This is a genomic window from Aestuariibacter sp. GS-14 (assembly GCF_006494365.1).
In the GTDB taxonomy this organism is placed as follows: Bacteria; Pseudomonadota; Gammaproteobacteria; order Enterobacterales; family Alteromonadaceae; genus Alteromonas; species Alteromonas mangrovi.
This window is the reverse complement of sequence record NZ_VHIP01000013.1, coordinates 1-11,031: the sequence shown is the minus strand read 5'-3', so window position 1 is coordinate 11,031 and position 11,031 is coordinate 1. Positions and strand designations below refer to the sequence as shown.

The 11,031-nt window shown below is 48.6% G+C and carries 8 protein-coding genes; 3 read left to right on the top strand and 5 right to left on the bottom strand.

The features are described 5' to 3' along the window. Positions 1-32 precede the first annotated feature (32 nt). Positions 33-1,403: a DASS family sodium-coupled anion symporter gene (locus tag FJ444_RS16795; RefSeq protein ID WP_140960226.1), complete on the top strand. Its 1,371-nt coding sequence runs from the start codon at positions 33-35 to the stop codon at positions 1,401-1,403. Positions 1,404-1,452: 49 nt separating this feature from the next. Here the strand turns inward: FJ444_RS16795 and FJ444_RS16790 are convergent, their stop codons facing one another. From FJ444_RS16790 to FJ444_RS16775, 4 genes are read right to left on the bottom strand one after another with little or no spacing between them, the layout of a single operon-like run. Further along, complete coding sequence (locus FJ444_RS16790; protein ID WP_140960224.1) at positions 1,453-2,007, bottom strand: cob(I)yrinic acid a,c-diamide adenosyltransferase; 555 nt, start codon at positions 2,005-2,007, stop codon at positions 1,453-1,455. Beyond that, on the bottom strand, positions 2,004-3,455 hold the full coding sequence (locus tag FJ444_RS16785) for a CsiV family protein (protein ID WP_140960222.1): 1,452 nt from the start codon (positions 3,453-3,455) through the stop codon (positions 2,004-2,006). Before FJ444_RS16785 ends, FJ444_RS16790 begins: the two co-directional genes overlap by 4 nt. Positions 3,456-3,457: 2 nt before the next feature. Beyond that, positions 3,458-6,955, bottom strand: coding sequence for a transcription-repair coupling factor (mfd, locus tag FJ444_RS16780; protein ID WP_140960220.1), 3,498 nt, complete (start codon positions 6,953-6,955; stop codon positions 3,458-3,460). A gap of 56 nt (positions 6,956-7,011) precedes the next feature. After that, positions 7,012-7,605, bottom strand: coding sequence for a PilZ domain-containing protein (locus FJ444_RS16775; RefSeq protein ID WP_140960218.1), 594 nt, complete (start codon positions 7,603-7,605; stop codon positions 7,012-7,014). Between the two features lie 156 nt (positions 7,606-7,761). Between FJ444_RS16775 and FJ444_RS16770 the strand changes: the two genes are divergently transcribed. Both FJ444_RS16770 and FJ444_RS16765 read left to right on the top strand, forming a co-directional pair. Next, entirely contained in the window at positions 7,762-8,967 is a 1,206-nt protein-coding gene (locus FJ444_RS16770; RefSeq protein WP_140960216.1) for a lipoprotein-releasing ABC transporter permease subunit, read from the top strand. 132 nt (positions 8,968-9,099) lie between these two features. After that, positions 9,100-9,666, top strand: a complete 567-nt coding sequence (locus FJ444_RS16765) for a phosphoribosyltransferase (protein ID WP_140960214.1) — start codon at positions 9,100-9,102, stop codon at positions 9,664-9,666. A gap of 27 nt (positions 9,667-9,693) precedes the next feature. On the opposite strand, the gene FJ444_RS16760 is transcribed toward FJ444_RS16765, so the two are convergent. Further along, complete coding sequence (locus FJ444_RS16760; protein ID WP_140960212.1) at positions 9,694-10,656, bottom strand: integron integrase; 963 nt, start codon at positions 10,654-10,656, stop codon at positions 9,694-9,696. Positions 10,657-11,031 lie beyond the last annotated feature (375 nt).

Sequence of the window (11,031 nt, the reverse complement as noted above, 5' to 3'; positions counted from 1 at the left end):
AGTACGTACGATCAGTACGGGTTGGCAATACTATGAAAATAAAAAATAACGTCATTGTGTTTAGTGCCGTGGTAAGCGGTTTGCTTTGGTGGGTATTGGATATCAATGGACATCCCTCTACGTTGAGCTTAACGGCAGCACTTACCTTGTTGATTGCTATGCTGTGGGTAACCGAAGCATTGCCGATCCCCGTTACCTCACTCATTCCGTTTGTGGCATTTCCCATGGCAGGGGTGATTGATTACAAAGAAGCGTCGTCGGCATTAGGCAGTCATGTGATCCTGTTACTGATGGGCGCATTTATGTTGTCTAAAGCCCTGGAAAAATCCGGTGTTCACCGACGCATCGCGGTATACATGTTGCGATTATGTGGTTCTTCCAGTGCCAAACGGCTGGTATTGGGTTTTATGCTAACGTCTGCCGTATTGAGCATGTGGATTTCCAACACTGCCACAGCGTTAATGTTGCTTCCCATTGCAATGGCAATTATCACCTCGATGGATTCGCCAAAACTCGCTACGGCATTGTTGTTAGGGATTGCTTATGCAGCAAGCCTGGGCGGTGTGGGTACACCCATTGGCACGCCGCCGAATATTATTTTTATGAGCGTGTATCAACAAACCACCGGTATCGAACTCAGCTTTTTAAACTGGATGATGACCGGGGTGCCGGTGGTGCTAATTTCGATCCCAATTATGTCGTTCTGGCTTACCCGTCACTTAAATGTAATGCCTCCGTGTGACTTACCCAAAGCCGGCGGCTGGCGTCCAGCGGAAAAGCGGGTGTTAACCGTATTTGGTTTTGTTGCATTGGCCTGGATTTTCCGCCCCTACTGGTCGGCCTGGACTGGCATGACGCTGGTGAATGACAGCACCATTGCCATCGCGGGTGTTGTGTTAATGTTTCTGGTACCTGATGGGGACAAAGAAAAGCCCGGGCAGTTACTGGATTGGCGCACCGCAGAGTCCATTCCCTGGGGTATGCTATTATTATTTGCCGGTGGCATTTGTATGGCGAAAGCCTTTACCGCTTCGGGGTTAAGCCAAATGCTGGGCGAAGCATTAACCGGACTGTCGGTGTTACCTGTGGTATTAACCCTGCTACTGCTGTGCCTGGCGGTAAGTTTTGTAACCGAAATCACCTCCAATACTGCCACCGCAACCTTGTTAATGCCTATATTGGCCAGCGCGTCGGCAGCCATTGGGGTTGATCCTATTGTGCTGATGATGCCTGCGGCAATTAGTGCAAGCTGTGCGTTTATGATGCCAGTGGCTACCGCGCCTAATGCCATTGTGTACGGCAGCGGCCGCATCCCCATTCAAACTATGGTACGCGAGGGGACTGTGTTAAATATTCTGGTGGGCCTGGTGATTACCGGCGTGGTGGTGGTTACCCGGCTGTAGCCGGGTAACCTGCTTAATTGAATATCAAGTGCAGTATCTTAATAATTGATTAAGCCGGTGTAACCGGCGTATCGGGCTGGTTAGCCAATAGGTTTACATACCGTGCGAATACGAACAACCAGTCTGATAAGCGGTTTATAAACTGCAAAACCGGCGCTGCGATATCGGTGTGTTCGCTGGCACTTACCAATTGACGTTCAGCGCGACGACACACTGTTCTACAAACGTGGGCTTGCGAGGCAAGCACACTGCCACCGGGCAAAATAAACTGAGTCTGTGGTGCCAGAACCCGTTGCATGGTATCGATTTGTTGCTCCAGTTCAGCTACTGCCGATTCCGGTAATCGTGAACTGGCCGACATGGCAAAGCCAGCACTAAACAAATTGTTTTGAATGCGGGTTAGCCAGTTCAGCGATATGCCATGTTCGCTGGTGTGATGTGACCAGAGCTCCTGCAGTTGAGCGTGAAGCAGGCCCATGTGCGCATTCAGTTCGTCTATTGCCCCATAACACTCAATGAGTGGATCGTGCTTACTCACCCGAATGGGCTTGTCTACATAAACCTGGGTTTGTCCGGCATCGCCGGTTTTGGTGTAGATTTTCATTTTTTTACCGCGTTAGATGATTTATCAGCCGGTGGGCGATCGTAGCGCCGAATTTGCACCACCATGCCAAACAACGGGTGATCAAAATAATGCAATTGGGTACTGATCACTCTGCGCACCTGTTTAAACGGTACCGACACCAGTTCGTAAGCCTGGGTATTAGCAGGTTGCACTGTTTGTGAGGTGTTAACCGGTACTGGTTGACGATAAAACAACTCGCTGTTAACGTGCAAATAAGGCACCCGGTTGATGTACTTTAGAAACACCTGAATAAACCCGTCCAGTTCCCAAATAGGCGTTAATTGCGCACTGTAGGGATCGACACTGATGCCTGGTTCTTGTTCGGGTTGTGCAGTCATGGTTGCATAGCTAACTGGCTGTGGCTGAGATAAGCGTGTATTCAACTCGTTAAAAAACGCAGCAGTTTGTTCTGCTTTCAGCGTTTGTGGATCAATAAATGCCGCATCCGCGATTGTGTTTACCGCATCAGTTAATTCCAATACGCCTTCAACAGGCGCAGGGCGCATTTCGCCTTCAGGCGTAAATTGCTCAGCATAGTTTTTGCCAGCAAACAAACGAAATGTGTCGGCTTTATCCTGCCCAAACTTGACTTGTTGACGCCAGGCAAAGTGCGCCAACCGGTCGATACCTTTGCGCCAGCGCACACTGGTAAATAGCGATTGTTGGGTAAGTTGTTCTTCCGACAACAAATGCGGCGTTTGCGAACGCGCCCAGTCTGCGCCGTGAATAATTAACGGTGTTTGATTTGGGAAGGGCACATGCAGGTTGGGGCCTTGCCAATGCCATTGCGCTGAGCTGGTAACAAATTCTGGGTGTTGGCTTGCAACACAACTCAGATTGCGTTTGGGGGGAAGCACGTTTTTGTGCATGGCCTCGCCAACATGGGATTCCAACCAATAGGCGGCAATCGACTCAGGTGATGGGGGGATTATGATTGCTTCGCTGTCGGTTAGCGCTTCAAGATCGTCGTTGACCGTGTCCTGTTGGTAACCTTGATCGTTGTTCGCCAGAGGGTCTGCGCTGTCAGTGTTGCTATCATCATTATCACTGCTTTCCATTGATTCCGGGATGGCTTCCGGTGCAGATGCGTACGGATCTGTTGGCTCTGGCACATAGTATGTAGCCAGGATCTCTTCTAAATCGGGTGCCTCTGCCCAAATGGGCGACGATGGCTTATTACACTCAGGTAACGAAGAATACACCCACTTTAAGTCAGGCTGAAAATACTGCGACAGTAAATCCAAATCGGTTTTAGGCGGTGTAAGGCGCTGTTGCGTTTTAAATGACTCCGATAGTTCGTTTACCGGTGTTGCGCGCGAAAACAACACCACTTCGATGTCGAACCACCAATTATCGTCTTCCTGGGCCAGCACTGGGCTGCCTGAAAGGGTAGTGAGTGCGATAAGACAAGCAGTAATCCGCCTCATGCTTATTTGGTCTCCCTGGCAAATTCATCAATAAGCGCTTCCACCATAGCTAATCGTTCCCTTGCTGTCTCGGTTTTCTTTACTACCCTGAGTTTTTGACTGCCTTCAAATTTGAACATCTGACTGCGTGTTTGCACCAGCGATATAATAAAACCGGGGTCTACCGCGGTGGTTTGCTTGAATTCTACGGTACCGCCAATACTGGTGAAATCCATTTTCTGAATGCCCAGCTTGTGCGCTTTTAATTTCAGTTCGGCAACAGCAATCAGATTTTTAGCTGCGTCGGGCAACAAGCCAAAGCGATCTATACATTCAATTTGGAATGCTTCAATGTCGTCGTTGTGCTTACAACTGGCCAATTGCTTGTATAGCGATAAGCGGGTGTTTACATCGGCGATGTAATCTTCGGGCAATAACGCAGGAATGCGAAGCTCAATTTCAGTTTGCTGGCTGTAAGCTTCATCCAGCGATGGCTCTTTACCGGCTTTGAGGGCCTCTACTGCTTGCTCCAGCATGTCCATGTAAAGGGTAAAGCCCACTGTTGCGATTTGCCCTGACTGATCTTCACCCAGTAATTCACCGGCTCCGCGGATTTCCAAATCGTGCGTGGCTAAGGCAAAACCTGCGCCTAAGTCTTCCAGGCTGGCAATCGCTTCAAGGCGTTTAACCGCGTCACGCGTCATGCGCTTGGGATGTGGGGTTAGCAAATACGCGTAGGCCTGATGGTGCGAACGGCCGACACGACCACGTAACTGGTGGAGCTGGGCCAGACCCAAATGGTCGGCGCGGTCCATAATGATGGTGTTGGCGGTGGGGACATCGATACCGGTTTCAATGATGGTTGTACACACCAGTACGTTAAAGCGCTGGTGGTAGAAATCACTCATAACCGACTCTAGTTCACGCTCACGCATTTGACCGTGCCCAACCGCAATGCGGGCTTCAGGTACGATTTCAGCAATTTCTTCTGCCGTTTTGGCAATGGTGTCTACTTCATTGTGCAGGAAATACACCTGACCACCACGTAAAATTTCGCGCATAATGGCTTCGCGGATCACTGCTTTGTCGCGCTGCTGCACAAAGGTCTTTATAGCTAATCGCCGCGCTGGTGCCGTGGCAATAATGGACAGGTCGCGCATGCCTGACATTGCCATATTCAACGTTCTAGGGATCGGCGTGGCGGTTAAGGTAAGAATATCCACATCGGCACGCAGTGCTTTGAACTTCTCTTTCTGACGTACACCAAATCGGTGTTCTTCGTCGATAATCACCAGGCCCAAATCGTTAAACTGTACGTCATTGCTAAGCAGTTTATGTGTTCCCACTACAATGTCGACGTTGCCAGAGGCAATGCCATCGAGCACGGCTTTTTGTTCTTTCCCGCTAACAAAGCGCGATATTACTTCGATTCTGAATGGCAGGTTGGCAAAACGGTCTTTAAAGTTCTCGTAATGTTGCTGTGCTAGCAGGGTAGTGGGTACCAGAATGGCTACCTGTTTACCCTGATTGGCCGCCAGGAATGCCGCGCGCATGGCCACTTCGGTTTTACCAAAGCCCACATCACCACACACCAGACGATCCATAGCCTGGGGCGCGCCCATATCCTGAATAACGGCGTTAATGGCTTGCATTTGGTCGGGGGTTTCTTCAAACGGAAAGGTATCGGCAAATAACTGATAATCTTCCCAGTTGATGGGATAGGCAAACCCCGGTTTTGCTGCGCGTTTGGCGTAGACATCGAGTAATTCTGCGGCGACGTCACGTACTTTTTCGGCGGCTTTTTTCTTGGCTTTGGCCCAGGCATCTGAACCCAGGCTATGCAATGGTGCGCTGTCTTGCTCTCCGCCACTATAGCGCGATATTAAATGTAACGATGATACAGGCACATATAGCTTTGCCTGCTTGGCATACTCAATACACAGGTATTCGGTAGGAATGCCACCCGCATCGAGGGTTTGCAAGCCAATGTAACGGCCTACACCGTGATCCAGATGCACAACCGGCTTACCCACGGAGAGTTCCGCCAGGTTGCGAATAATGGCGTTTTCATCGGTGGCTTTTTGCGCCGTACGCAGACGGCGCTGACTAATTTTGTGTCCGAGTAACTGCGTTTCGGTAATAAACAGCAATTCGCCGTCGGGATTGCGCCAGCGGAAGCTGTGTTCCACCATGCCAATACTGATACCGATAGGCTCATGGCTGGTGAGAAAGTCGTTAAAATGGCTGAACTCAACCGGCTTGATTTGGTATTTACGCAACACGCCCAGCAGGTTTTCACGCCGGCCCTGAGACTCAGCACAAAACAGTATTTTTGCACCGCGTACTTTGGCGTCATCGATTGCCGCCAATAAGGCCTGCGCAGGTTGTTTTTTCTGTGGATTAAGCGCGATGTCGTCGAGCTTTTCACAGTGTAGATTGTGTTTGCCTGCGCTGTTATCCAATACTTCCTGACTCAACGACACCCTTGGCCACTGTTTTATGCCCGAGAATAGTTCACTTACGGGTAAGAACAATTCATTGGGCGCCAATAGCGGACGCGCCTTGTTGTAGCGATATTGTTCGTAGCGCTCGGACACATCAGCCCAAAAGAACTCACTGGCGTCGTTTACGTCGCCGTGCAGCACAAGTTGAGTATCGGGATGGAAGTAATCAAACAGGGTGGCGGTTTTCTCAAAAAACAGCGGTAAATAGTATTCTACGCCACTTGGCATAGTGCCACGGGTAACCTGCCCAAATATTGAACCGTCGTTATTGCTGCCTTCAAAACGGTCGAGAAACTGTTTGCGAAACAGGTTAAGGGCATTTTTGTCGGTAGGAAACTCGCGGGCCGGTAACATGCGAATTTCGTTTACAGGATCGCTTGAACGCTGAGTATCGGTGTCGAATACGCGGATGCTATCGACTTCATCATCAAACAGGTCGATGCGGTAAGGGTGTTTGCTGCCCATGGGGAACAAATCAATAATACTGCCGCGAACCGAGAATTCACTGTGACTAAGCACCTGGCTTACGTGCAGGTAACCGGCCTGTTCCAATTGTCTGCGGAAGGTATCGCGGTCGAGATTCTGGCCTTTTTTCAGCAATAATAAATGCTGGCCGATGTATTCTACCGGTGCCAGTCGCTGCATTAAGGTATTCACCGGTACGATAAAGATCCCTGTTGGGTCCTGCGTTAAGCGGAACAGGGTTTCCAGCCGCTGAGAAATAATGTCCTGGTGCGGTGAAAAGGTATCGTAGGGCAGGGTTTCCCAATCGGGAAACAGCGTAACGGGCGTGGTGGCCTCGTCTTTACCCAGGAAATAACGGATTTCTTTTTCAAGTTTTAGCGCAGAGGGGGTATCGGCGGTGACTAACACCAATGGCTTTTTGGCTTGTTGGCTGGCACGCGCCACGGCAAGGGCACGGCTGCTGCCTTGTAAATTACCCCATTGCTGGTGATCCTGATGACTGGCGGACGTTCTGGCTTTAGGTAACGGCAATGAAAGAAGCGAGGCTGTCATAATTCCTGTTCAGTGTGATGTAGGCGCGCTGGGTGCTATCACGCAAGCACGCGGGACTAAGGCTGATTGGACTGATTGCGTTTTTTTAGCTGCTGCGTCTGTAAATGCAGGCTGGCACGTACCAATAGCTCCTGATCCTGTTCTCGAATTCGGGTAAAAATAAAGGCTATATGGTAGCCATTAGACTCTTGCTGGCAAGCAATAACTTCGCCATAGCAGAAAACGGCAGCGGCTTCTTCGCTTACGAAGATCTTAAGTTCAGCCACTGTGCCTACAGCCAGTTCTGAGTTGTGGTTCACAACCACACCGCCACCGCCGAACCTGATACTATCGGTACGGTAATTTGGATCGTCCTGTTGGTGCAAAATATACGACATCATCAAATCGATTTTGCGAGACTGGTGAGTAAGGTAATTGACTAAATCCGATGCATGCGTGCTGAGATTTCGTAACGGGCGAAGTGCCTGAGTTTCGATTGACGACATCTCACTGGCAATGCGAAAAGCATAAGGCATATGTTCTTCTAACCTATCCGGCTCAGGCAGTACAAAATCGCTTGGCAGCGTGCGTACATTAACCTTTAGCGCGTGGCTAATTAAAAAGAACTCGTTAAATTGTGCCTGCTTCTGTTCCAGGGTGAGTGAATCCACGTTACCTCTCCGGGCTGACTTGTGCGCTGAGTAGCTTACACGTATTATGCAGCGAGCTTAAGTTTTTGTTTATTATAACAGTGTTTTGAATTGTGCGCGCAGCGGCGCAACGGCATAACCCGCCGGGCCAGAAACACTGTACCGGAACCCAAATTCATGCAATTACCACTGAGTGCGTTAATAGCAACACGATACGCGACTGCCGGCAAACACAATAGTTTTGTGGCGTTTATAAACCGATTTTCCATTGCTGGCATTGCGCTAGGCTTGATGTCGTTGATTGTGGTGCTGTCGGTAATGAACGGCTTTGAAGCCCAACTTCGTCAGCGTATTTTAGGCATAGTGCCGCAAGTGGTGGCCCATGATACACCGGTTGAAAAGATTACCGGTCTGGCTTTGCCCGGCGTGCGGGCTGTGAGTGTATTTCGGGAAGCCGAAGGCCTGGTACAGTCTCGTCAGGCACTGCGTGGCGTTCAACTGCAAGGGGTTGATCCAGACGCTATGCAACAGCACAGCATTGTGGCTAAAAACATGCTGGAGGGCACATTCGACCGGCTCAATACCACTAAGTTTGGTGTGATCATTGGCCGGGCGCTGGCTATGGAACTGGAGGTCACGCCGGGAGACCAGATCCGCATTATGGTAGCGGGTGCCAGCGTTTATACGCCTTATGGCCGAATGCCGAGCCAACGACTGGTAACGGTAACCGGGGTGTTTAATCTAGGTTCCCAACTTGATGACAAAGTAATGTATTTGCACGTAGATGACCTGACAAGGTTAATGCGTAAACCCGCCAGCAGCGTGGCCGATGCCCGGTTGTTTTTAGATAACGCGTTTGAGTATCAGGAGGTTGTGGAGACGCTGCAATCTGCCGGGTATGCTACATCAGACTGGCGTTCCCGTCAGGGCCCATTGTTTGACGCGGTAAAAATGGAAAAGAATATGATGTTTTTAATGTTGCTGCTCATTATTGCCGTAGCGGCGTTTAACATTGTGTCTGCGCTGGTAATGGTGGTGTCTGAAAAGAACAGCGACATTGCCATTTTGCTTTCTCAAGGCATGCAAGTAAGTAATGTGCGCGCTATTTTCATGATAAATGGTGTGCTAAACGGTTTGAAAGGGGCGGCCATTGGCGCGGTATTAGGCATTTTAGCTGTACTGTTTATTAACGATTTGCTGGATTTATTGGGTATTCATTTGGCGTTATCGGCCGATGGTAGTGGGTTGCCTGTAGATATGCGCTGGCAACAGGTGGTATGGGTGACGCTGTTTTCGCTGATGCTATGTTTGCTGGCCAGTTGGTACCCGGCGCAGCGGGCGATGAAAGTACAGCCCGCCAGAATTTTACAACGAGAAGGCTAGAACAGTCTGAGTTAGTTTCACCAGTAATAAAGCAAAACCTGAATAAATGGTCAGGAAATTATGTATTGTCCGTGCAATATTACGGATTTTTACCTATAATCTCGTTTTTATTTTTCGCCCGGTTCCGACACTATGAATAAAGTTTTTATTACGTCGCAGGATTTGCTCCAGGATTCATTTCGTCTCGCGTCGCAAGTGTACAAAGATGGCTTTCGCCCGCAGTTTATAGTGGGTATTTGGCGCGGTGGTGCACCCATAGGTATTGCTGTTCAAGAATTTTTCGAATTTAAAAAAGTGCCTACAGATCACATTGCCGTTCGCACTTCCTCTTATTACGGTATTAACAAACAAAGCAAAGACATACGCGTACACGGCCTGCATTATTTAATTGAGAATGCCAATGCCGATGACGCGTTGCTGATTGTGGATGATGTATTCGATTCCGGGCGCAGTGTAGACGCATTAATCAAGCAGATTAAAAAGCTGATGCGGTTGAATATGCCCAAAGACATCCGTATTGCTTGCCCTTATTACAAGCCGGCAAACAACAAAACCGACATTGTGCCGGATTACTTTGTAAACGAAAGCGATGACTGGTTAGTGTTCCCACACGAAATCGCCGACATGAGCGAAGAAGAAGTTCGTGCAGGCAAAACCGAACTTGCTGCCGTTATGGATATTCTTTACGACAAGGAATAACCTGGCAGCGCTTTTGGCCCGTTTGGATTACAACAGTTCAAGCGGGCTTACTACTGCATTACCTCCCCGCTGTAAAATATGCGTGTATATTTGTGTAGTTCGCACGTCGCTGTGGCCCAGTTGATCCTGCACGGTTCGAATATCTGCCCCTTTGAGTAGTAAATGCGTTGCAAATGAATGGCGCAATGTATGTGGTGTAACGGATTTTTTAAGACCAATTTCCTGCGCGGTATGACGCACCACGCGCTGCAATTGCTTTTCATCAATATGATGGCGGCGTCTTAGCGAAGATTCAGGATCGATGCTGGTTTTACTTGCCGGAAACAAATACTGCCATTCCAGCGACTGATTGGCATCCGGGTATTTTTTGGCAAGTTGGTTGGGCATCCAAACACCAACGTATTTGGGGTTGGCTTTATCCCGCTCGAGTAGGTGTTGTACTTTTTCTCTTTGCGTTTTTAGCGGCGCTACCAGGGTGTCGGATAACGTAACAACCCGATGCTTTCCGCCTTTACCATTCCATATTTTCACGCAGCGGTAGTCGAAATCGATATCTTTAACACGCAATCGCACACACTCCATTAGCCTTAATCCGCTGCCGTAGAGCATTGATACAGGTAACGACTGACGTTCAGGAATATTCGAAAGCAAAAGCTGCACTTCACTAATAGTTAATACGGTTGGTAATTTGGGCTTGCGACCACTATTTACAAAGTCTATCTCAGTGCTAAGCGGCTGTTCGAGGTACTTGCTATACAAAAATACCAATGCATTGAGTGCGCTGGCCTGGGTGCTGGCTGAAAGGTTTCGTTTAACCGCTAAATGGGTTAAATAAACGCGCACTTCCAGATCACCCATTTTCTTCGGATGCTGATATTTGTGAAATCGAATATAGTCGGCAATCCAAATCAAATAGCTCTGAATAGTGCGTTTAGCATACCGTTTGAGCATCATGAATTCGTAGACCGCATTGATAAATGGTGACCGCATGTAAATTCCTTTTTTCAGAAATTTATCATGCTACACACAATGCGCTAACTGAACTTAGGGCGCGTTTTTTATGATTTTACCCAGCATAAAATGGGAAAAATCAGAACGCCATAAAGGGATTGTCGAAAGGCAAAAAAAATAATTACCCGTAGCGGTGTATTTGACACTCTCACATCCATACCGCACCGCAAAAGAGCATATTAAAGGGTTGTAAAAAAAGAACTTCTAGGATTATTATGAACGAATTATATACACTATTTTGGCGTAAGTTTTTACACCATTTGGATACATATTAAATTGTTATACGGTACGAGCTTTAGGACCTGTAGAAATAAACTCGTAGTGTGCTCAGTAAACTGACCCGAAGTGCAGTAG

Excerpts from the sequence above, each read along its gene's own strand:
- FJ444_RS16795 (WP_140960226.1), top strand. The coding sequence starts at position 33 with ATGAAAATAAAAAATAACGTCATTGTGTTTAGTGCCGTGGTAAGCGGT.
- FJ444_RS16790 (WP_140960224.1), bottom strand. The coding sequence starts at position 2,007 with ATGAAAATCTACACCAAAACCGGCGATGCCGGACAAACCCAGGTTTAT.
- FJ444_RS16785 (WP_140960222.1), bottom strand. The coding sequence starts at position 3,455 with ATGAGGCGGATTACTGCTTGTCTTATCGCACTCACTACCCTTTCAGGC.
- mfd (WP_140960220.1), bottom strand. The coding sequence starts at position 6,955 with ATGACAGCCTCGCTTCTTTCATTGCCGTTACCTAAAGCCAGAACGTCC.
- FJ444_RS16770 (WP_140960216.1), top strand. The coding sequence starts at position 7,762 with ATGCAATTACCACTGAGTGCGTTAATAGCAACACGATACGCGACTGCC.
- FJ444_RS16765 (WP_140960214.1), top strand. The coding sequence starts at position 9,100 with ATGAATAAAGTTTTTATTACGTCGCAGGATTTGCTCCAGGATTCATTT.
- FJ444_RS16760 (WP_140960212.1), bottom strand. The coding sequence starts at position 10,656 with ATGCGGTCACCATTTATCAATGCGGTCTACGAATTCATGATGCTCAAA.